The organism is Pedobacter sp. Leaf176 (assembly GCF_001424305.1).
Taxonomy (GTDB): Bacteria; Bacteroidota; Bacteroidia; order Sphingobacteriales; family Sphingobacteriaceae; genus Pedobacter.
Map to the genome: position 1 here is coordinate 394,572 of NZ_LMPD01000006.1, position 21,441 is coordinate 416,012.

Genomic DNA, 21,441 nt, shown 5'->3' on the forward strand with positions numbered 1-21,441 from the left:
TAAAATCAACTGTCATGTTGAGAATGTCGAAACACATAGTAAATGCTTCGACAGACTAAGGATGACACAGCAGGAAAATAATGACCATTACAAGCCACGGAGAAGAACTGATTTTAGATAAAGAAAGGGCTTTATATTTACCGCAACACCAACTGTTAGCCATCAGCGACTTGCATTTGGGCAAATCCGCACATTTTCGTTCAGCTGGTGTTCAGGTGCCATCAACCATTGCCCAAAATGATTTACATAGATTAAATTTGCTCATTGAAAAATACAAACCACAAACTTTGTTAATTAACGGCGACATGTTTCATCATGGTTTAAACTCCGATATAGACGAATTTGCAAGATGGAGAAAACAATTTAGAGAATTGAACTTCTTATTGGTGAAAGGAAATCACGACAGATTAGCATATGCAGATTATGCATCCATGCAAATTGATATCCATGAACCGAGTTTTTGCCTCGGTCCTTTTTGCTTCATTCACGATGCACCAAAATGTACAGAGGAAGAATTATATCCAATTAGCGGTCACGTCCATCCAGGTGTAACCATTGTGGGGAGAGCAAAGCAACGGTTAAAATTTCCTTGCTTTTATTTTGGTAGGGACTATGCAGTTTTGCCAGCTTTCAGTACGTTTACTGGCTTGTATAATATTTATCCCAAAACAAATGAACAAATATTTGCAGTTACTCCTAACAGTGTGCTAGAGGTTTAATCAGGAATGAGAATCTATTATTTGCCTTAACTGCAAGGCTTGTAGTACGCCGCTTTGACGCCATACTTGTTTGCCTTGTTTAAATAGCATTAGAGTTGGTACGCTTTGAACGGAATAAGCTGCTGCAGCCCCTTGATTTTTATCTATGTCAACTTTGACTATTGAAACGGAATCACCAACCTGTGATTTTAATTCTTCTAAAATCGGTTTCATCATTTTGCAAGGACCACACCATTCTGCAAAAAAATCTACTAAAACAGGTTTATCTCCATTTATTAATTCTGAAAACTTGGACATAGTATGTAATTTTATTTAAAACAAGCTAACCTTATTTTAGTTTGTTGATTCTATAAATTGATGTGCAAGTTATAAAATCAGTTTTGCGGAATTTTCTAATTCAGCATGCAAAGCACCTACCCAATTATCGAATAAACCCTTTTCTATTTTAATTATTTCTAACGCATGGCTTTCCCAGTCGTCGGAAAATCCAACCAATTGATTAATCATTTCCTCTAAATGCCCTTCTTCCTCCAAAATAATAGACTTCACATTAACCTTACTTTTAACCTCGTCTAATATAGTCTGATAAACCGGATAAAGCTCATCAGCACGTACTTCAATAGCATAAGTAACATAAAGGTAAGCCGCGAACTTTAAATCATAACCGGAAAGGTCAAATTTATCCTTTAGATATCTGCAAACGGCTATATCTAAAGCATGTAAATAGTATTTTGTATGGTTAGGACATAGTAATTCTTCATTAGTATAAGTTTTGCATAATTCATCATTTACTTTTGAAATTTGTTTTTTTAAATAATAAGCATGTCGATGTTCCTCTGCAGCATGTTTCAGAATTATAAGGTTTACATTCGTCTTATGTTCTGATGCCGAAATCTTCTTTGCACCTGCATTCTCCATAAAAGACAATGTGTTTAACCATTTGGCATGCAATATATTATCGCTAACTATTAAATTTAAAACTGAATCTAACATTCTATATAATTAAGACTTTTTATTCCTGCTTGGTGATTGATGTAATTAATTTTGAAAGACTAAATTTCTCTGTTAAAGTCCCAGTTCTCTAAATAATCAGCGACTCTACGAACAAACATCCCTCCTAAGGAACCATCTACAACTCTGTGGTCATAAGATAATGAAAGGAACATCATGTGGCGTATGGCAATCACATCTCCGTGTTCAGTTTCTAAAACTGCCGGTTTCTTTTTTATAGCGCCTACTGCTAAAATAGCAACCTGTGGCTGATTGATAATGGGTGTGCCCATTACGTTTCCGAAGGAGCCTACATTAGTCAGTGTAAAAGTTCCACCTTGGGTTTCATCGGGCTTAAGTTTGGAAATCCTTGCTCTGGCGGCTAAATCATTAACTGCTTTGGTTAAACCAACTAAATTAAGCTGGTCGGCATTTTTTATAACCGGAACAATTAAATTTCCACTTGGTAAAGCAGCAGCCATACCAATATTGATGTCGCGTTTCTTAATAATTTGAGTTCCATTAACCGAAACATTAATCATTGGGAAATCTTTAATTGCTTTTGCAACGGCCTCAACAAAAATCGGAGTAAAAGTAATTTTTTCATTTTCACGTTTCTCGAAACTATTTTTTACTTTATTACGCCATAAAACCATATTGGTTACATCGGCCTCGACAAAAGAAGTTACATGGGGAGAAGTTGTTTTACTCATCACCATATGATCGGCAATAAGCTTGCGCATTCTATCCATTTCAATAATTTCATCACCCCCACTAATGCTGGTTGTTGATGTTTTATTTATTGTAGTTTGAGTAGCTGCAACTGGATTGTTCGCTATAGCTTCGTATGCTGGCGGAGCGGGAGGAATTAACTCGACAGTTTGAGTTTTAATTGCCTGTTGTCCGCCCTTGCCGGAAATGTAATTTAATAAATCATCTTTATTTAAACGACCATCGGCTCCGGAACCTTTAATTGAATCCAGTTCGGCCAAAGAAATATTTTCCTGAGCAGCAATACTTTTTACCAATGGCGAATAGAAACGTTCTGATGATGTAAAATCTGTTTGAACGGCAGCTGATTTTTCTTCCGGAAGTTGTTCTATACCAGGAATGGTTTCTGGTTTTTCTTCAACAACCGGCGCAGATGGAGTAATCTCTCGGGGATCGGTTCCACCTTCGGTTTCGATGATGGCAATTACATCTCCAACCTGGGCAACTTCATCTTCTTTGAATAATTGCTTCACCAATTTTCCAGCGACAGGTGAAGGAACTTCAGAATCAACCTTATCAGTTGCGATTTCTAAAATTGTATCATCTAATTCAATGGAATCGCCAATTTGCTTTACCCATTTTATTACGGTTGCTTCAGCAACACTCTCACCCATTTTTGGTAACAATAGATCGTATTGAGCCATATAAATTACAGTATTATATATTGGTATCGCGACAAAAATACAGTTTTTATTCGTCGTGTAGGTCTTCTCTAAGTAGATTTAATAACATCATCAAAGCTGATGCCGCGGAACGTTCTATATTTTGAAAGCGTTTATTACTGAAATCAAACACTTTAGCTACCGTTTTATTTTTAGATGAAATTGCTATCCACACCGTGCCAACTGGTTTATCATCTGTACCTCCATCTGGTCCGGCAATGCCACTTACTGCAATTGAATAATCTGTCTTGAAATGCTTGATGGCGCCTTCAGCCATTTCAGTAACAGTTTCTTCACTTACTGCTCCAAACCTGGTTAAAGTACTTTCCTTAACACCTAATATAGATTCTTTCAATTCATATGCGTAAGCTACTGCTCCGCCCCAATAAACTGAAGAACAACCAGGATGCTGGGTAATTAAATGTGCGATATAGCCACCCGTACAACTCTCTGCAGTAGATAAAGTTAGTCCTTTGGCTTTCATGATATTCAGAATGGCTTGCTCCAGCGGAATATCTTCATCAATTACAACATGCTTTTTAATCCTTGCTATAATTTGTTGTGCATAAGCCTCAACTTCCTTATTCACGGCCATTTCATTTTCACCGCTGGCAGATAAACGTAAACGCACCTGACCCAGTTTAGGTAAATAAGCAAGTTTTATATGAGATGGCAAGCCATCTTCAATTTCTTCTATTTCCTTCGCTAAAAACGATTCACCAATATTTGCTGTTAGAATGGTCTTATGAACGATCGATGGTAATTTGAACCGCGATTTAATTCTTGGCAACACTTCATCGTCCATTAAATACATCATCTCGTAAGGCACACCGGGCATTGATACAAAAATCTTATTATTTTGCTCAAACCACATACAAGGAGCTGTCCCATTTTTATTTACAATGACTTCGCAGCCGTCCGGTACATCTGCTTGCTGCATATTAATATCCAATAGTGGGCGCTTGTATTTCTCGAAAATTTGCCTGACCATTTCTAATGATCCTGCATCTCTGCGAAAGCTCATGTTGAAATACTTTGCCAATGTTTTTTTGGTTATATCATCTTTTGTAGGGCCTAAACCACCTGTAATTAAAATTACATCAGCACGTTGTTCTGCATCAGCCAAACTTTGGAGAATGTGATTTTCATCATCAGAAACTGAGGTAATCTGTTTAACTGAAATTCCAGTTAAATTTAATTGACGTGCCATCCATGCTGAATTGGTGTCAACGATTTGGCCAATGAGGATTTCATCGCCAATAGTTATGATTTCGGCTAACATATTAATATCCTGTACTGTAAAAGCCCTGTCTTTTACTTAATTTTAAATCCTGTAGAATTGACGCTTTAACTTTGATAGTTACTGAATAACTCTTGTAAGCACCGTACGGTATCCAGTTTACGCTCATATCCCAACAATGCAAATCGCGATAAATTGCAAGTGTCATTGGAGTCAAGCCTTGATTTTTAAAATCATAACCGGAGTTAAAGGTAAATTTCCATTTTGGCGTCAGGTTAAAATCACCGTTAAAGTTTAAAGTATTGGTAACTGTTTGCACGCCTAAGATGTTTGAATAATCAAACCGGTAAGAGAAAGCAAAGTTCCAGGGAATATTAAAATCAACAAATGCATTGGGATCCCGGTTTATAGCATTTAGCTGTTCCGACTGCAATGGTGTCATTCCCTGTTGTTCAATTTGATCTTTCGTTTTATCGTAAGCTTCATTTTTCTTTTTTAAAGCATCTGCATTGAAATTATAATCAAAAGAGAAACCAATGTTTTGCAATCTTGGGAAAAATTGACCACCCTGCCAGAAATACCTCGTGTCTTCCAACTTTTGAACGAAAACACCATTATTAATTGAATCGCGCAATACATATGGATTAAATGTCCCGTTATATGATATCCCTAATTTATCCGTAAATTGAGAACGTCCGCTAAAACTTATATCAGACAACTTTCTTCTTGTAGCTAAAAAATTATATGACCCACTAAAACTTAAACCTTGGATAATAGGAATCTTTCTCTCTCCGGTTCCAGTTGTATCTTTGCTAGACTTAACTTTTAATTCTGTCGTATTATCTAAAGTAAAGCCGATTGCGGCCTGCCTGCCTGAAAATGAACCTGGAAAAGCGGTACCCTCAAAAATTGAATAGGTTAAGGGTAAACCAGTACCTGTGTTTGTTATCTTTCTTCCATTTTGATCTATAGCCTCTTTATATATCCCTCTCGAAGGATCCGTAAAATCAGGCGAATAGGTAAAACTTACACTAGGCGTCATCACATGACGCAACTGCTTGATGTTGCCCAGATTTTTAAATTCCTTCGTTTTTCCATAAACCTTGGTTGACATACTTGTCGAAAGATTATAACTTCCACCACGTTTAAAACCACTTAAGGTATCCATTCTGGAAGTATATGATCCATCAGTAAACGTGGTGAACCGCTTATTGATGGTTTGAAAATTCCAAACTTCATTATAGGTTCCGCCCATGCTGAAGGTTAAATATTTTAGTAGGGTAAAATTCATTCCAATCGGAATCGTATGACTAAAGCCGGTTTGTAATTTCCTTAACCCTTCAGGTTTAAATAATATGTTATCGGCTGTATTGATGTTATTGTTACCTTGCAAACTATAACCGACGGTAATTCTTTGATACCATTTTTGTTCGCCGGTTCGGTTTTTAGAATCGAAAGGACTAATGGTAGACATATTTAGATTCATGGTAGGTAACTGCAAAGCAATTGTACCCAAGCCAAAATCCTGAGTCGCGCTCAATGCTGTGCTAAAATTGAATAAGCCGCCGCCTAATACTTTTGAGTAGGCAATGCTACTATTTGAACTGTTTTGGGCAATTGCGCGCTGATCATAAGTAGAATTGGCAGCGGTTGCTTTGTAATAGGAAGCAGAACTTAAATTAACACTTGCTGTAAATGTAGATCCAGGACTTGCATTTGGATTTTGACTGTGGTTCCAGCCTATTCTAAAGTTTTTACCGACGTCTTCCAGACCCTGAAGACCATTTCTGGTACTTGCATAATTGATATTTATCCCGCCATTAAACTTATATCTTTTAGTGTAATTACTTTGCAAAGAAGTTTCATAAGAACCATTTGTATAAATCGTTCCCAGAAACTTAGCGTCCCAATAGTCATTTAGACCCAGATAATATCCAAAATTCTGAAGGAAAAAACCACGTGATGCATCTTCACCGGGTGTAGGCAACATGATACCAGATGTTCGTTTGTTTTGTTTTGGAAAAAATGCAAATGGCAAGGCAAAAGGCGTCGAAACATCTTCAATCTTCATGTAAACAGGTCCGGTGATAATGGTTTTTTCTGTGGCAATCCCTTTGCTTATCATTAAACCAAAATGCGGATGTGGCAAGTTACAGGTGCTGTACATCATATTTTTTATATGTACCTCATCGTCTGCTTGTTTTTTACTCTGCCCACCAGAGAAAAACCCACCCTCCTGTTCTGAAAATACACCGAAAACTTTCGCCCTTGTAGTAGCAGAATTATAATAAAGAGAATCCGCCATAGCAGTACCTTCAGTACCTGATTTAAAGATTGGCTTGCCTACATACCTTTTGGTTTTCGGATCCGTTCGGCCGCTCGCAAAAATTATATTATTCTTCTGGTCATACCTGATGTAATCTGCATCTAATTCAAAATCGCCGTAGGTTACCCGTGCATTTCCATACATGTAGATAATATTTCCAGCTTTATTCATTCTAATGGAATCCCTTGCTTTGTATTCCACTTTTTGGTCAAGGCTGCTGTTATTATTTTTATTTACTTTAGAAGTATCCTTCTTTGTAGTGTCTTGTTGTATTACTTGCTGCAATGAAAATGCAGAAAATGCGTTAGCTTTATTAACGTTTAGTGTTAATAAAATGACAGAAAATAGTAAAATAGAATTGCTTAGAAGTTTCAAATTCGTATTTGAATGTTATTTTTGCACAAATGTTTAATCAAAAACGTTCAAAATTAGTGAAAAATATACCATTGATGTATCTTAAAAACCTTTTGCCCTTTATTATTTGTACAATACTCCTAAATATAGTTGATTATCAGCTACATGCGCAAGAATATAAAATTAAAACAATTGTTATAGATGCCGGTCACGGTGGTAAAGATGGTGCTACGCATGGGGTTTATTCCAAAGAAAAGGACGTTGCATTAAAAACAGCATTAAATCTTGGAAAAGCATTACAGGATAGTATTAAAGACATTAAAATAATTTACACCAGACAAACTGATGTTTTTATCCCATTATATGAGCGGATCAACATTGCCAATAATGCAAAAGCAGACTTATTTATATCGATTCACCTGAACGACATGCCGGTTCGCGTATCGCGTGTTGTAGATTATTACAAAAAAGTCAAAGGCAGAAAAGTTCCTGTTTATAGAACAATTGCTTCCAAAAGTACGTCAACCAGGGGAACCGAAACCTTTGTATCAGGTATGGGCAGAATGGATGAACAGGATGAGGTGATCAAACGTGAGAATGCATCAATGTTTTTAGAGGATAACTATCAGAAAAATTATGAAGGTTTTATAGCCAACACGCCTGAAAATGATATTATGGTTTCGATAATGAAGCAAACCAATAGAGATAGAAGTTTAAAATTTGCCTCTATGCTTCAGCAGGAATACATCAACGCTGGCAGAATTAACAGAGGTGTACAAGAAAAGAGCCTGGCGGTGTTAGCCAGAGCTTCCATGCCTGCCGTACTTACCGAAATCGGGTTTGTGAGCAACCCCGAAGAAGAAGATTACATGAATTCGCAAGAAGGACAGAATGAAATTGTTACCGGCATTATCAGAGCAATTAAGAATTACAAACGTTTAGCAGAAACATCTTTCTAACTAGTCCTGATGAGTAACAATATCTTAACTGCAATTCTTTTAAGCCTTATATCTTGTCAAGTCGCTATAGCTCAAGGTTATAAAATAAAAACAATAGTTATTGATGCCGGACATGGTGGTAGAAAACCCGGTGCTTCAGGTAGTTTTTCTACAGAAAAAGATATTTCCCTGAAAGTAGCCTTAAAACTAGGTGCGAAATTGAAGGAAGAGCTTCCGGACATTAAAGTAATTTACACCCGTACAAAAGATGTCGATGTAGATTTATACAGAAGAGCTGAAATTGCTAACGAGGCGAACGCAGATTTATTTATATCTGTCCATTGCAATTCCATGCCTCCCGGTAGTAGGCATATCAAAGGTGTAGAAACGTTAGTTGCAGGTTCCCATCGGCTTAAAGAGCAGGATGCTGCTATTCGTGAGAACGCAGATATTAAACTGGAGAAGAACTACAAGAAGAAATATGAAGGCTATGATCCCAATGATCCTACTTCATTTATACTTTTGTCACTATTAAAAAATGCCTTTCGCGATAAAAGCATTAAGTTTGCAAAACTAATTCAAAACAGTTACACCAGCCGAGATACTCGCCTAAGCAGAGGTGTTAAGGAACAAGGTGTACTTGTATTACAAAGATGTGGAATGCCTGCTGTTTTAACTGAAGTGGGGTTTATATCAAATAAGGAGGAAGAAAAATATATAAACTCCGAGAAAGGACAGAATGAAATCGCAGGTTCTATTTTGGCAGCCATCAAAATATACAAAAAAAATGTAGAAGTTAGATAACTGGCATTATAAATGATTTACGATTAAAATAAAATTAAAGAATGAATAATTAAATTTGTTATCACATTCACATATTTAACACCGACGAACAACAATAGCGCTCAAGCAGGTAATAATGATTAATTTAGCGCCTGTAGCCATTAAAGAAAACACTCATGAAGATTAAGAACGAAACCAAAGTTGGCATTTTAGCTGCATTTGCCATTGCTTTGTTGATTATTGGTTATAACTTTTTAAAAGGTAACTCTATTTTTTCAAGCGAAACAAAGTTATTTGCCAGGTATACACGGGTTGACGGTTTAACGGTATCTAAACCCATTTTAATTAATGGATATCAAATCGGACGTGTAGCAGCACTACAATTAGAGCCGGACGGAACTATTCTGGCCACGCTTAGTATAAATAGTAAATATGAAATTCCTGAAAACAGTATCGCTCGTTTAGAGGGTACTGACCTTTTAGGCAGTAAGGCGATTGTAATGTCGTTGGGTAACTCTAAAAAGATGGCAGAAGACGGTTTTACCCTGAATGCAAACGTGGAAAAAGGATTAATGGAGCAGGTTCAACCTGTACAGAAAAAAGCCGAGATGATCATCGGGAAAATGGACTCCATTTTAAGTAGCGTAAATTCTATACTGAATCCGAATTTTCAGAAAAATGTTGATAAAAGTTTTAGCAGCATTGCTGGAACACTTGCTTCCCTGGAAACAACTTCTAAAAAAGTTGATGGTTTAGTAGGTTCCGAAAGTGCCCGTATTGAAGCAATCTTCAAAAATGTTGAAGGCATTACCGCTAACTTAAATAATAACAATAAAAAAATCAGTGATATCTTAACGAACATTAACACGGTTACCGATAAATTTGCAGCAGCTAATTTCAAAGAAACATTAGATAATGCAAATAACGCGATAGCAGATCTACAAAGCGTTATTTCAGGCATTAAGAGTGGTAAAGGAAGTTTAGGTTTATTATTAAATGATGATAAAATGTATCAGAACTTAAACAACGCATCTAAAAACCTGGATGAGCTAATGATCGATTTAAAAGCTAATCCTAAACGTTATGTACACTTCTCAGTATTTGGAGGTGGTAATAAAAAAGATAAGTAAGAATTAAGTTTTAGCACAAAGCCTTGTTTTTTTTAAATTGCAAGGCTTTTTTGTGCAACCAAATTCTGCTAAATGTTTTTTCTGCCATGGAAAAACAGAAAGTAAGGAAAGTATTAATTCGTTAATTATCCTGAATTAAATGAAAGATCTTTAAAATGGCCGATGTAATTTTAGGACATGATGCCTATGAGACATCAGCGAGCAAAATTCTGTCAAAAAGTATCCACGATTAGAAAATAAACGCGGATTGATATTTACGTTAATAAGGACCTGCTTGCGCTCCCTGCGCCATTTATCTATTAACTTTATGGTCAGATGGAATAAACTATAGTTGATAGGTCCTTCCTTCCACAGCTAGTTCCGTTTGCTCAAAAACGGATTGTGTTTCTTCCAAAAGCATCTGGAGTGTTTTGTATCGGGATGAAAAATGCCCGATTATTAATCGTTTTACACCATTAATTTTAGCAACCTCTCCTGCTTGTAAAGCAGTTGTATGGTGGGTTTCGTTTGCCCTGTCTAACAGTTCATGCATAAAGGTTGCTTCATGGTAAAGTGTATCGCAACCTTTTATAATCGGAAAATATCGTTCATCATACATCGTGTCAGAACAATAAGCATAACTTCTTGGTGGGTCAGCAGGCGTAGTATAATCATTACTCTTCAAAATCTCACCACTTGGCAATTCTACATCAATTCCTCTTTTTAATGCCGTATAATAAGCCATTGGAATCGATACGGCTTTATCTTTAATTATCTTGCGCTGTCTTTGTTTCTGTTGAAAGATAAAACCAGTAGTTGGAATGCGATGATTTAAAATTATAGTTTTGACAATCAAATCCTGATTCTCAAAAATCTGCCTGGATTCATCAGCTTCGATTGGAAAAAACTCAATAGAGTACCTTAAATTAGTATCAGAATATTTAAATTGAATTTCAAGGATTTCCAAAAGTGGTTTGGGCCCAAAAATTTGCATAGGCTTTATCCGGCCATTTAAATGCAAACTGGATAACAAACCAATTAAACCAAAATAGTGGTCACCGTGCAAGTGACTAATAAAAATACAATCGATTCGGGCAGCCTTTAGATTATACTTTGTGAATTGGAGCTGCGTGCCTTCTCCACAGTCTATAAGATAGTATTTTTCATTACAATTTAGTAGCTGCGCCGATGGATTCCTGTTAAAAACAGGTGTTGCCGAACTGCTGCCTAGGATTGTAACTTCAAATTTCATAATAATAAGATATAAAAAACCTCGTAGAATTTAAAAACTACGAGGCCTGGATTTTTATTTAATTGTCTTTATTTGTCGCCTCTGAATTCTTTTTCTAATTCATCCATGAAGATAAAATCAGTTGCTTCCGCCAATGTATTAACAAACGTTACAGATTGAAATATGTTTGATAATTCTATTATTGGAGCGATTTCATCATTAATTCCGGTTACGATAAATAAGCCACCGGCCGATTTGCAAAGCCTGTCTCCAACTAATAAACAGCTTAAGTCTTGTGCGTCAGTACATTCTTTAACATGGCTTAAGTCGACAATGATGTTTTTAAAACCTTCTGCATTAAGCAAATATAATTCAGATTTTATACCAGGTGCATTATCATTTGTAAACTTAGGCTCCTTAAGCTTTAAGGTTACATATTTGTCGTGTTTATCTACTGAAAATTTCATCTCTTCTAATCTTTATTTTACTAATGTATAAAAATTTAAAGGGTTTCCAAAGCCTTTAGAACATTGCTTTCTATACGGCTTGAAATCGCATCTGCATCGGCTTTAACAAAACTTTCACCCACAATTTTTTCGTAGAGCTCTATATAACGATCAGAAATTGAATTTACAATCGCCGGCGTCATCTCTGGAATAACCTGTCCATCTTTACCTTGAAAGCCATTTTCAATTAACCATTTTCTTACAAATTCTTTTGATAGCTGCTTTTGAGGTTCATTGGCATTCTGGCGTTCTTCATATCCATCAGCATAAAAATAGCGGGAAGAATCTGGCGTATGAATTTCGTCAATTAAGTAAATAACACCGTCAGCTTTGCCAAATTCATACTTGGTGTCAACCAAAATTAACCCACTTTTCGCCGCGATTTCAGTTCCACGTTGATATAAGGCGTATGTAAATGCTTCTAACTTTTCATAATCTGTTAGAGAAACGATTCCTTTTGCCAAAATATCTTCTTTCGATATGTCCTCATCATGACCAACAGATGCTTTTGTTGTTGGCGTAATAATCGGATGAGGCAGTTTATCGTTCTCTCTTAAGCCATCCGGCAAAGAAACACCACAAACCGAACGTTTGCCTGCGCTGTATTCACGCCATGCGTGGCCAGCCAAATAGCCTCTTATAACCATTTCAACCTTAAAAGGCTCACAGATGCGTCCAATTGTAACCATTGGGTCTGGAACAGATATTACCCAATTTGGAACGATGTCCTGGGTGGCGGCGAGAAATTTCGCCGCAATCTGGTTTAAAACCTGACCTTTAAAAGGTATAGCCTCTGGCAGAACGACGTCGAATGCAGAGATTCGGTCAGACACGACCATTACCATTACTTTATCGGCGATTGTGTAAACATCACGTACTTTACCTTTGTAAAAATTGCTTTGATTTGGGAAATTGAAATTCGTTTCTTTTTGTGCTTTCATGAGGGCATAAAAATAAATAAAAAAGTCGGAAAGTTCGAGGAACTGATGCCTCCAGATAAAATGTATAGATAAACCTCTTAGTTTAGCGGATAAGAGGTTTAGATCGTTTTAATTCGCTTAACACTTTTCTAAAGGCCTCGTTAGAAACCGATCCGATAAGTTCGCTTTTAACTTGTACATCTATTCTGTCATCACTTTTTAATAGCTGAAGCCTGCCTTTAAAAAGGCCATCTTTATTAACTTCAGCAAAAGCAAGCAGATTTATTAGTTTTTCCTTCCGACAAACCCAATCGTTGTTATTCTTCGAAACAATTAATCTTATGGTATGCGGTAATTTTTCAAAAGAAAGTTTGAAATTATTATTAAGTGAAATACTTTCCATTCAATCTGCAATTAATCTTATGTCTTTAATTGTAAACTTTAGCCTTATTGAATATCGCCATAAGCTTTCAAGATATCTTTAACCAACTTATGACGAACTACATCCTCTCCACTTAAATAAATTATATCAATGCCCTTAATATCTTCAAGGATTCTCAAACCGTTAAACAAACCTGACATTTGTTTTTTTGGCAAGTCAACTTGTGTCACATCTCCTGTAACGATAAACTTTGCGGTTGGCCCCATACGGGTTAGAAACATTTTAAGTTGCATATCGGTCGCATTTTGGGCTTCATCTAAAATGACAAAGCAGTTGTCTAAAGTTCGTCCGCGCATAAATGCCAGTGGGGCTATTTCGATGGTCCGGTTTTCGATATAGAACTTTAACTTCTCTGCCGGAATCATGTCATCCAAAGCATCATAAAGCGGACGCAAATAAGGGTCAATTTTTTCTTTTAGGTCGCCTGGTAAAAAACCAAGGTTTTCTCCCGCTTCTACAGCCGGACGAGTTAAAATTATACGCTTAATTTCTTTATTCTTTAATGCTCTAACAGCTAAGGCAACTGCCGTATAGGTTTTACCCGTTCCGGCAGGGCCGATAGCAAAAAGGATGTCATTTTTAGCTATACTACTCACCATTTTTCGCTGGTTCGCCGTTCTTGCTTTCACCAATAGGCCGTTCGTACCGAAAACAATCACTTCCCCTCCGCCGCCAGTTGGCTGATCTATATCTTTTTTTGCGACTCCATTCGCTTTCGCACCCAATATAGATTCGACATCATTATTTGTTAATGCGCTGTACTTTTCCAAATGTGAAACAAGCTGATTGAACTTGTCTTCGAAAGCCTTAAGTTCCTGTTCATCACCGAGAACCTTAACATCACTTCCTCTTGCCACCAGTTTCAACTTCGTGAAAGCACCTTTAATTAATTCGTAATTCTCGTTGTTAGCCCCCCAAAAGTGAGCAGGATTTACGGTATCCAGAGTTAATTTTAATTCGTTCAAATTGCAGTATTTTAAAAAGTTATCGGGGTATATTAATTAAAATTTGAATATTTGCAGGCGCTTATGCCTGTACACAAGAATAAGCAATAATAATGAATTTTTAATGGGGATAATTACTTTAACAACAGATTTAGGCTCAAAAGATTTTTACCAGAGTGCCCTTAAAGGTAGCCTGTTAAATCTCATGCCTAATGTTAATTTAGTCGATATTACCCATGAAGTCCCCTCGTTTAACATATCCTATGCCGCATTCGTTTTAAAAAATGCATACCCTTATTTCCCAAAAAATACAGTTCACCTAATTGGGATTGACTCTGTATATAGTGAAAACACCAAATACATTGCCGTTAAACATCGTGACCATTATTTTGTAGGTGCGGATAATGGTATTTTTTCTTTGCTTTTTGATGATGTTCCTGAAGACGTTGTGGAACTGAACATCATGCAGGATTTAAAATACCTTCACTTTCCTTTGGTTGATATTTTTGTTAAGGCTGCAACGCATTTAGCCAAAGGTGGCAAATTAAAAGAAATAGGTTTACCTGTAGCAGAGATTGAACAAAAGATGCTTTTACACCCTGTTATTGAACGAGATATTATTCGTGGCAGTGTGGTTTATATAGATACTTTCTGCAATGTAATTACCAATATTACAAAAGACCTGTTTACTAAGATTCAGAAAAACCGCGATTTCACATTATACTTTAGAAAAAGCGAGACCATTACACAATTGAGCTGGCATTACAATGAAGTACAAGAAGGCGAAAAACTTTGTTTGTTCGGCATTAGTAACCATCTTGAAATTGCGATTAATAAAGGTAAAGCCAGCGGATTACTGGGCTTGCACTTGGGTGATATTGTAAGGGTTGAGTTTCATCCTTAGTTTAGTTCAGTCGTTCATTGGTTCAATGGTTCATTTGGTTCATTTGGTGTGGCGCCGAAATAAATTAGTTTTCAAACTAATTTATGCATTCTCAATGATGAAAACGTAATAGCAACCTTGCAAACCAATGAACTAATGGCTAATGAACAAATAAACAAGCCAAAACATCTTTTACTCTTTTTACGTTTATACGGCATGAAGAAATATTTTTATTTACTCTCCATCCTGTCCCTAAGTTTTCATACTTATGCGCAGCAAGACACAGCAGCGTACGCAGCGCAACGTGTTAAAGTGAACGCATTGCTGCAGGAACGAAGTGCTAAATTCGGTCAGTATGATGAAAGCTTAAATCAACGAACAGGAATATTCGGTTGGCAAACCAAAAGGGATATCAAAAACTCCAACGAAATTCTTCGCCAGGTTGTGCTAACAGATAATAATATTTTTAAGGAGCTTAAAGTTTTAATGGATTACAAAGATTTACAAAATCAACAGAAAGTGGCCGTGGCCGATAATTCTCAAGCACGGATTGAAAATTATATGAGGACGATAAAAAAATTACAAGATAAAAATGAAGAACTGAAAAGTGATTTAGCCAAAAAGAATAACGGAAGCTTATCTTTTTATATCATCGCCTTTTTACTATTGGCAATGGTTGGAGGATTCTATTTCTTCACCAGAAAAATAAAGAAATATGAAAAAGGCGCTATTTAAAACCCTGGTTAAAATTAATAAGGTAATTTTACCAAGCTTATATAAAAAAGACCCCAATAAGTTAACACCTTTTCAGAAAGCGATATTAGGTTATCGTTATTGGGTGCTAACGAAAGCTTTGGATTAGAAATATAAACCTTATAGGTTTTTTAAACCTATAAGGTCCGAATATCAAGTTACTTCTTAAAATGTTCAATAATCAAAGTCGCTAATTCCGTGCCGATACGTTCTTGCGCTTCGTTAGTTGACGCACCAATATGAGGTGTTAATGATATTTTAGGATGTGTTAAAATTGCTGCTAATGGCGTAGGCTCATTATCGAAAACATCCAAACCTGCAAATGCAACTTTACCTGAATTCAAAGCTTCAATTAATGCTGGCTCATCAATAGTTCCACCACGAGAACAGTTCACAATACCAACGCCGTTTTTCATTTTAGCAAATTCCTCAACGCCTAAAATAGGTTTATCAGCAAAAGGTGTATGTAAACTAAAAAAGTCACTACCTGCAATCACTTCATCCAAAGAAACCGTTTTAATTGGAATGCTTACCGACTGACCACCTTGAAATTCTAAAGTAATTTCAGAATCCGATGGATATAAATCGTAAGCTAAAACCTTCATACCTAAACCTAAAGCCACTTTGGCAGTTGCACGACCAATACGACCGAAACCTATTATCCCAATAGTTTTACCACTTAATTCAGTTCCCTTTGCATACGCTTTTTTAAGGTTGTTGAATTGAGTAGCACCTTCGACTGGCATTTTACGATTAGCGTCTTGTAAAAACCTAATACCAGTAAATAAATGAGAAAAAACCAGTTCTGCTACTGATAACGAAGAGGCTGCCGGCGTGTTTACTACAGCAACACCCTGACTGCGCGCATATTCAACATCAATATTATCCATACCAACACCGCCTCTACCAATCAATTTAATATTTGGAACGGCATCGATTAATTCTTTTCTAACCTTCGTTGCACTGCGAACCGTGATGGCATCATAGTTCTTTAGAGCTTCAGCCAGTTGGTCTTGAGGAATGGTTTCTGTATCTACTTTAAAACCTGCTTTTTCCAGTAGTTCCTTTCCGATTGGGTCTATCCCATCGTTAGCTAATATTTTAATCATTGTTATTTATGATTGCACAGATTACGAGGATTACACCGATAATCTGGTATTATTATTAAATTAATTTGTTTTTGCTTGTTTCTCTTCGAATGATTGCATCGCATCAATTAAAGCATGAACGCTCGTAATTGGCAATGCATTGTACATCGATGCACGGAAGCCACCAACACTTCTATGGCCTTTTATGCCAACGATACCTTGCTCTTCCGCGAATTTTAAGAATGGTTTCTCCAATTCGGTATTCTCCATTACAAAACAAATGTTCATTTTGGAACGGTCTTCAACAGCACAAGTACCTTTAAATAACGGATTGCGGTCAATTTCCCTGTAAAGAGCTTCGGCTTTTTGTTTATTCTCTTTCTCTATTTCAGCAACGCCACCTTTTGATTTTAACCAGCGAAGATTTAATAAAGCCACATAAATAGAAAAAACCGGTGGCGTATTGTACATTGAACCGTTATCAATATGAGACTGATAATTCAACATAGATGGAATTTTACGATCAATTTTACCAAGTGCATCGTCTTTAACAATTACAATCGTTAAACCTGCCGGACCTACATTTTTTTGCGCACCAGCATAGATCAAATCGTATTTCGAGACATCAATTACGCGGCTCATAATATCCGATGACATATCGCAAACTACAGGAACGCTCGTTCCAGGAACTTCAAAAAGTTCTGTCCCGTAAATTGTATTGTTCGAAGTATAGTGAAAATAAGCACTATCAGCAGGAATTTCGAAATCTTTCGGAATAAAAGTATAGTTCGAATCCTTTGATGACGCAACAACATTAACATTGCCCACAAACTTAGCTTCCTTTAAAGCTTTGGTTGCCCAAACGCCCGAATCCAAATAACTTGCAGTTTGTCCATCGCCCAACAAATTCATTGGAACCATTGCAAATTGCAAACTTGCACCGCCTTGTAAAAATAAAACGGAATAACCCGACGGTACATTTAATAACTCTTTTACCAACTTGTCAGCTTCAGCAACTACTGCTTCAAATTCAGTCGTTCTATGCGAAATTTCTAAAATTGATAATCCATCGTTAAAATCTAAAACTGCCTGAGCAGCTTGTTTAAACACTTCTTGAGGTAAAATACAAGGGCCTGCGCCAAAATTATGCTTCATCTTATTATGTAAATGATTATGCCGTAAATGTAAAATTTTAAAAGCAGTTATGCTTACAAAATCGCATCATAAAAAATTAAATTTTGTTAAAAGTTGGGGCGATTTTGATGTTTTTATTGCATTTTTTACAACTAAAACGTTTAACTTAATAAAGGTTTTCAGTTAAAGGTTTTTTTTGTTTAAGATAACTCAAGTAAATAATTCTACGATTGGTTTACTAAACAAACTTTGTATTTTGGCTAAATTCCAATGACTTCAATAAATAGCATATTTTATTAGAACGATTGATATTCACAGTCGATAAAAAATCATCCTGGTATTTTTTGATGAATAAAATCTCGAAATCCTATAACCCATAAATTATGGTTTATTCTTCAACTTCACAATCAATTTTAAATTAAACTGCCTTCCTGTTAAATAATTGGGAATTGCATATTGTACATTATTAACATCTTTCAGCCACAAATAAGAAATGGTGTTATCAATATCCAGCATATTAAAAACCTCGAAAAATAAAATAACCGAATTAAAATTTCTATCCAAAAACCTGGGTTTATGTAAAGCAAAATCATCTAGAAAGTCTTTCGAAAAGCCAATGTCAATCCGCTTATACGAAGGAACAAAAAATTTGTCTAAATATCTTGGTGTTTGTGATGGCCCAATTGGTAAACGCGAACCATATAATGCGTTAAGGTGTACATTGTAAGTTGGGCTGTTTAATAATTTATCTTGAAAAAAAATCGAAAAGTTGACCCTTTGATCGGTTGGGCGTTTCAAATAGCCCGGATAAATCGTCTTGCCATTTTGGATATAGCTATCGCCAACAATGTCTTCATTAGCATGCATAACCGACATCCTGAAATAAGAAACCAAATCCTTTACAAACTCTCCACCAATACTGAAATCGGCCCCGTAAGCATAGCCTTTAGACACTTCATTCGCCAGGTATTTAATCCTCAGGTTATCAATTTTATAAGGAATTAATTTATCAGAATACTTAAAGTAAGCCTCAGAGGTAAATTTTAAACGTGTTCCGAATGCATCAAAAGCATAATCGTATCCTATAGATGTATTATAAGAACTTTGTGCCTTTTGATTAATATTCAAATTCCCTGTATGATCGCGGATGGTTCGGTAAGACGGTGGCTGCTTGTAAACACCAGCCGTAAACCTTAAAATTTTATTATTTGAATTTGGCCGGTAAGCAATCAGCATACGCGGACTAATCAATAATTGCTCGCTTAGTGAACTGTAAGTTGCCCTAGCACCCAACTGAAGTTCTGCATAATTTGAAAGCGAGTAACTGTCCTGAATATAAGCACTATAATTTTTGATATCAATATTATTCTCAATATTAACTACATTTTGTAATACAATATTTTCAGTGTTGTTTGGCAAGATATAACCAGCAGAATCGGTGTAGTTGTACTCATTTAAACGGTCATTGTATTTAGATTTGTCAAACTTTAATCCCCATGAAAAAACATGACTATTAAAGTTTTGGTCAACCTTAATTTCAGATGCGAAAATTTGGGTATTCAAACTATTGCGACCATAATTATAGTAACTTCCAATCCCTCTGTTTTTTATAACCGGACCAAAGTTTTCCACCGAAAAGGCGTTATCAACTTCATCGAAAACATAACTTCCTTCAATATCAAAACGTTCCCTCTCAATTGTATTGAAATAACTGTTAATGAACTTGACAACCAGATTCGGCTTTGGAGAATAAGTTACCGTAGCTGCTGTTCCTAAGGTCTGGTAATCATCAATCTCCTGGCCTATGTAATCCACATTTAAACGTAAAGTTGTACTCAGAGTCCCGAACTGGGTTTCCCTATTTGTCGGAACTAACTTAAACCGACCCAAATTGAAACTTCCTAAAACACTTATATTAAATCTTGAAGAAAAATCATATTGATACATCAACTGCGCATCAGCGAAATTTGGGCTGTAACTCCCCCTTTGGTCCTGCTTAATCAGTACGCTCGAATTGTTCTTATATCTCAATCCTGCCAGCAAAAAACTGCGTTTGAAAACCCGTTTTGCTGTGAAAGAAGTGTTCAGAAAACTAGTACTTAAAATCGTTTGATTGCTGTCGGGCTTATCATATTTTATATCTAAAACTGACGAAAGTTTATCCCCATATTTCGCCTCGAAACCGCCTGCAGAGAACTTTGCTTTACTCACTAATTCTGAATTTATAAAGCTTAGTCCCTCCTGTTGTCCGTTTCGAATTAATAACGGCCGATTAATTTCTACGTCATTGATATAAATCAGGTTTTCGTCGAAATTCCCTCCCCGAACACTGTATTGAGCACTTAGCTCGTTATTAGTAGATACACCAGGCAAGGTTTTGAGCATGGTTTCGAAATTGCCGGAGACCAAAGGCATAGAGGCGATGTCCGCAATATTGATGGTAGTTGCATTACTTAATTGATTTTGCTTATTTGTGATGTTTACTTGATCAAGTTCATTAACATTAGCCATCAAATTCACTTGCTGAGTAATGCGTGCTCCAGAAAGTTGGTTAAACTTCAAAATTTGAGGTTGATAACCAAGCAATGAATATTTAATGCTAAAAGTTCGTGATTTTGAATAAATGGTATATACACCAAATTCATCAGTTACAGTAGATTGCGCCTGACCTAAAACAATTACGGTTACCTGCGATAATGGTAACTTCTCTTCATTGTAAACTATTCCTGAAACCCTAACTAATGGCTGTGCTACAGCCAAACCACAACCAGCAATTAACAGGAAAAGGAGTAGACGAAATTTGAGCATTGGTTAGTATCAAGATGTAAGAGTATTAAGTATCAAGGTAATTATAACTCTATACTCCTTATCATTGGAACAATTTAACAATAAAATAGTTAAATGCTTATACTATTGGTCAACTGTTTCATCTTCGCAATCGTCTCCGTTGGGTTTTCTGTTGCGAAAATTGCATTTCCGGCCACAAAAGCATTAGCACCTGCTGCTGCTAATGTAGCTGCATTTTGTAAACCAACGCCTCCATCAACCTCGATAATTAAATCTTCATTTTTACCTTGGATCAAGTTTTTTAAATCTTTGATTTTTTTATAAGTATTATGTATAAATTGCTGTCCGCCAAAACCCGGATTAACGGACATGATTAACACCAAATCCAAATCTTCAATAACGTCTTGCAACAATGTGACAGGCGTATGCGGGTTTAAAGCTACACCAGCTTTGCAGCCTGATGCTTTAATTAATTGAAGCGTTCTATGTAAATGAGTACAAGCTTCATAATGAACTGTAATTCGATCTGCACCAGCTTTCGCAAATTCAGGAATAAACTTATCAGGTTCAACAATCATTAAATGAACATCCAAGGGTTTTCTTGCATGCTTTTTAACGGCTGCCATAACGGGGAAGCCGAAAGAGATGTTAGGTACAAAAACGCCATCCATTACATCAACATGAAACCAATCGGCCTCACTTTGGTTAATCATTTCAATATCACGTTGTAAATTGCCAAAATCGGAAGAAAGTATGGATGGTGCAATGATGTATTTCATAGGTTAAAGATATAGAAATAGCAATAAACAAAAAACCCTTTCAGCTAAAAACTGAAAGGGTTTAAATATCTCAAAGTCCCCT

20 protein-coding genes are annotated in these 21,441 nt (G+C 36.2%); 6 read left to right on the forward strand and 14 right to left on the reverse strand.

Annotated features, from left to right (window positions below):
- Positions 1–80: 80 nt before the first annotated feature.
- Positions 81–719 (forward strand): ligase-associated DNA damage response endonuclease PdeM, encoded by a 639-nt coding sequence (pdeM, locus tag ASF92_RS17705; protein ID WP_056096363.1) that lies wholly within the window; start codon positions 81–83, stop codon positions 717–719.
- Here pdeM and trxA read toward each other — a convergent pair whose 3' ends face one another.
- The 5 genes from trxA to ASF92_RS17730 form a co-directional block, all read right to left on the reverse strand.
- Entirely contained in the window at positions 720–1,016 is a 297-nt protein-coding gene (gene trxA / locus ASF92_RS17710; protein WP_056096367.1) for a thioredoxin, read from the reverse strand.
- Between the two features lie 69 nt (positions 1,017–1,085).
- Positions 1,086–1,712, reverse strand: a complete 627-nt coding sequence (locus ASF92_RS17715) for a hypothetical protein (RefSeq protein WP_056096372.1) — start codon at positions 1,710–1,712, stop codon at positions 1,086–1,088.
- A 59-nt stretch (positions 1,713–1,771) separates the two neighbouring features.
- The gene (locus ASF92_RS17720; RefSeq protein WP_056096375.1) at positions 1,772–3,124 is read right to left on the reverse strand and encodes a dihydrolipoamide acetyltransferase family protein; all 1,353 of its coding nucleotides are present in this window, start codon (positions 3,122–3,124) and stop codon (positions 1,772–1,774) included.
- Between the two features lie 46 nt (positions 3,125–3,170).
- On the reverse strand, positions 3,171–4,424 hold the full coding sequence (locus ASF92_RS17725) for a competence/damage-inducible protein A (RefSeq protein WP_056096377.1): 1,254 nt from the start codon (positions 4,422–4,424) through the stop codon (positions 3,171–3,173).
- A 1-nt stretch (position 4,425) separates the two neighbouring features.
- Positions 4,426–7,083 (reverse strand): putative LPS assembly protein LptD, encoded by a 2,658-nt coding sequence (locus ASF92_RS17730; protein WP_056096380.1) that lies wholly within the window; start codon positions 7,081–7,083, stop codon positions 4,426–4,428.
- 29 nt (positions 7,084–7,112) lie between these two features.
- Here ASF92_RS17730 and ASF92_RS17735 point away from each other — a divergent pair, with 29 nt between their 5' ends.
- From ASF92_RS17735 to ASF92_RS17745, 3 genes are all read left to right on the forward strand, one after another.
- The gene (locus ASF92_RS17735) at positions 7,113–8,021 is read left to right on the forward strand and encodes an N-acetylmuramoyl-L-alanine amidase (RefSeq protein WP_231729858.1); all 909 of its coding nucleotides are present in this window, start codon (positions 7,113–7,115) and stop codon (positions 8,019–8,021) included.
- Between the two features lie 9 nt (positions 8,022–8,030).
- A complete protein-coding gene (locus ASF92_RS17740) occupies positions 8,031–8,804 on the forward strand; it encodes an N-acetylmuramoyl-L-alanine amidase (RefSeq protein ID WP_056096382.1) in 774 nt (257 codons plus the stop codon).
- 155 nt (positions 8,805–8,959) lie between these two features.
- On the forward strand, positions 8,960–9,913 hold the full coding sequence (locus ASF92_RS17745) for an MlaD family protein (RefSeq protein ID WP_056096385.1): 954 nt from the start codon (positions 8,960–8,962) through the stop codon (positions 9,911–9,913).
- A gap of 325 nt (positions 9,914–10,238) precedes the next feature.
- Here the strand turns inward: ASF92_RS17745 and ASF92_RS17750 are convergent, their stop codons facing one another.
- The 5 genes from ASF92_RS17750 to ASF92_RS17770 all read right to left on the reverse strand — a co-directional run bounded on the left by ASF92_RS17750 (position 10,239) and on the right by ASF92_RS17770 (position 13,956).
- Positions 10,239–11,144, reverse strand: a complete 906-nt coding sequence (locus ASF92_RS17750; protein WP_056096388.1) for a ribonuclease Z — start codon at positions 11,142–11,144, stop codon at positions 10,239–10,241.
- Positions 11,145–11,212: 68 nt separating this feature from the next.
- The gene (locus ASF92_RS17755; protein WP_056096391.1) at positions 11,213–11,590 is read right to left on the reverse strand and encodes an STAS domain-containing protein; all 378 of its coding nucleotides are present in this window, start codon (positions 11,588–11,590) and stop codon (positions 11,213–11,215) included.
- Between the two features lie 35 nt (positions 11,591–11,625).
- Entirely contained in the window at positions 11,626–12,570 is a 945-nt protein-coding gene (locus ASF92_RS17760; RefSeq protein ID WP_056096394.1) for a phosphoribosylaminoimidazolesuccinocarboxamide synthase, read from the reverse strand.
- 82 nt (positions 12,571–12,652) lie between these two features.
- Positions 12,653–12,952 carry a hypothetical protein gene (locus ASF92_RS17765; protein WP_056096397.1) on the reverse strand — a complete coding sequence of 100 codons (300 nt, stop codon included), beginning with the start codon at positions 12,950–12,952 and terminating at the stop codon, positions 12,653–12,655.
- 44 nt (positions 12,953–12,996) lie between these two features.
- Positions 12,997–13,956, reverse strand: coding sequence for a PhoH family protein (locus tag ASF92_RS17770; protein ID WP_056096400.1), 960 nt, complete (start codon positions 13,954–13,956; stop codon positions 12,997–12,999).
- A gap of 103 nt (positions 13,957–14,059) precedes the next feature.
- On the opposite strand from ASF92_RS17770, the gene ASF92_RS17775 reads away from it, so the two are divergent.
- Positions 14,060–14,839 carry an S-adenosyl-l-methionine hydroxide adenosyltransferase family protein gene (locus ASF92_RS17775; protein ID WP_056096403.1) on the forward strand — a complete coding sequence of 260 codons (780 nt, stop codon included), beginning with the start codon at positions 14,060–14,062 and terminating at the stop codon, positions 14,837–14,839.
- Between the two features lie 135 nt (positions 14,840–14,974).
- Complete coding sequence (locus tag ASF92_RS17780) at positions 14,975–15,553, forward strand: hypothetical protein (protein ID WP_231729859.1); 579 nt, start codon at positions 14,975–14,977, stop codon at positions 15,551–15,553.
- Positions 15,554–15,729: 176 nt separating this feature from the next.
- On the opposite strand, the gene ASF92_RS17785 is transcribed toward ASF92_RS17780, so the two are convergent.
- The 4 genes from ASF92_RS17785 to rpe form a co-directional block, all read right to left on the reverse strand.
- Complete coding sequence (locus tag ASF92_RS17785) at positions 15,730–16,680, reverse strand: D-2-hydroxyacid dehydrogenase (protein WP_197413326.1); 951 nt, start codon at positions 16,678–16,680, stop codon at positions 15,730–15,732.
- Positions 16,681–16,740: 60 nt separating this feature from the next.
- The gene (gene serC / locus ASF92_RS17790) at positions 16,741–17,814 is read right to left on the reverse strand and encodes a 3-phosphoserine/phosphohydroxythreonine transaminase (protein WP_056096404.1); all 1,074 of its coding nucleotides are present in this window, start codon (positions 17,812–17,814) and stop codon (positions 16,741–16,743) included.
- 360 nt (positions 17,815–18,174) lie between these two features.
- Positions 18,175–20,601 carry a carboxypeptidase-like regulatory domain-containing protein gene (locus tag ASF92_RS17795; RefSeq protein ID WP_056096407.1) on the reverse strand — a complete coding sequence of 809 codons (2,427 nt, stop codon included), beginning with the start codon at positions 20,599–20,601 and terminating at the stop codon, positions 18,175–18,177.
- 89 nt (positions 20,602–20,690) lie between these two features.
- Entirely contained in the window at positions 20,691–21,359 is a 669-nt protein-coding gene (gene rpe, locus ASF92_RS17800; RefSeq protein WP_056096410.1) for a ribulose-phosphate 3-epimerase, read from the reverse strand.
- Positions 21,360–21,441 lie beyond the last annotated feature (82 nt).

Bases quoted from the DNA above. Each gene is read 5' to 3' on its own strand.
- ASF92_RS17745 (WP_056096385.1), top strand. From the start codon at position 8,960: ATGAAGATTAAGAACGAAACCAAAGTTGGCATTTTAGCTGCATTTGCC.
- ASF92_RS17720 (WP_056096375.1), bottom strand. From the start codon at position 3,124: ATGGCTCAATACGATCTATTGTTACCAAAAATGGGTGAGAGTGTTGCT.
- serC (WP_056096404.1), bottom strand. From the start codon at position 17,814: ATGAAGCATAATTTTGGCGCAGGCCCTTGTATTTTACCTCAAGAAGTG.
- trxA (WP_056096367.1), bottom strand. From the start codon at position 1,016: ATGTCCAAGTTTTCAGAATTAATAAATGGAGATAAACCTGTTTTAGTA.
- ASF92_RS17765 (WP_056096397.1), bottom strand. From the start codon at position 12,952: ATGGAAAGTATTTCACTTAATAATAATTTCAAACTTTCTTTTGAAAAA.
- ASF92_RS17785 (WP_197413326.1), bottom strand. From the start codon at position 16,680: ATGATTAAAATATTAGCTAACGATGGGATAGACCCAATCGGAAAGGAA.
- ASF92_RS17715 (WP_056096372.1), bottom strand. From the start codon at position 1,712: ATGTTAGATTCAGTTTTAAATTTAATAGTTAGCGATAATATATTGCAT.
- ASF92_RS17760 (WP_056096394.1), bottom strand. From the start codon at position 12,570: ATGAAAGCACAAAAAGAAACGAATTTCAATTTCCCAAATCAAAGCAAT.
- pdeM (WP_056096363.1), top strand. From the start codon at position 81: ATGACCATTACAAGCCACGGAGAAGAACTGATTTTAGATAAAGAAAGG.
- ASF92_RS17725 (WP_056096377.1), bottom strand. From the start codon at position 4,424: ATGTTAGCCGAAATCATAACTATTGGCGATGAAATCCTCATTGGCCAA.
- rpe (WP_056096410.1), bottom strand. From the start codon at position 21,359: ATGAAATACATCATTGCACCATCCATACTTTCTTCCGATTTTGGCAAT.
- ASF92_RS17735 (WP_231729858.1), top strand. From the start codon at position 7,113: ATGTTTAATCAAAAACGTTCAAAATTAGTGAAAAATATACCATTGATG.
- ASF92_RS17775 (WP_056096403.1), top strand. From the start codon at position 14,060: ATGGGGATAATTACTTTAACAACAGATTTAGGCTCAAAAGATTTTTAC.
- ASF92_RS17740 (WP_056096382.1), top strand. From the start codon at position 8,031: ATGAGTAACAATATCTTAACTGCAATTCTTTTAAGCCTTATATCTTGT.
- ASF92_RS17750 (WP_056096388.1), bottom strand. From the start codon at position 11,144: ATGAAATTTGAAGTTACAATCCTAGGCAGCAGTTCGGCAACACCTGTT.
- ASF92_RS17795 (WP_056096407.1), bottom strand. From the start codon at position 20,601: ATGCTCAAATTTCGTCTACTCCTTTTCCTGTTAATTGCTGGTTGTGGT.
- ASF92_RS17755 (WP_056096391.1), bottom strand. From the start codon at position 11,590: ATGAAATTTTCAGTAGATAAACACGACAAATATGTAACCTTAAAGCTT.
- ASF92_RS17780 (WP_231729859.1), top strand. From the start codon at position 14,975: ATGGCTAATGAACAAATAAACAAGCCAAAACATCTTTTACTCTTTTTA.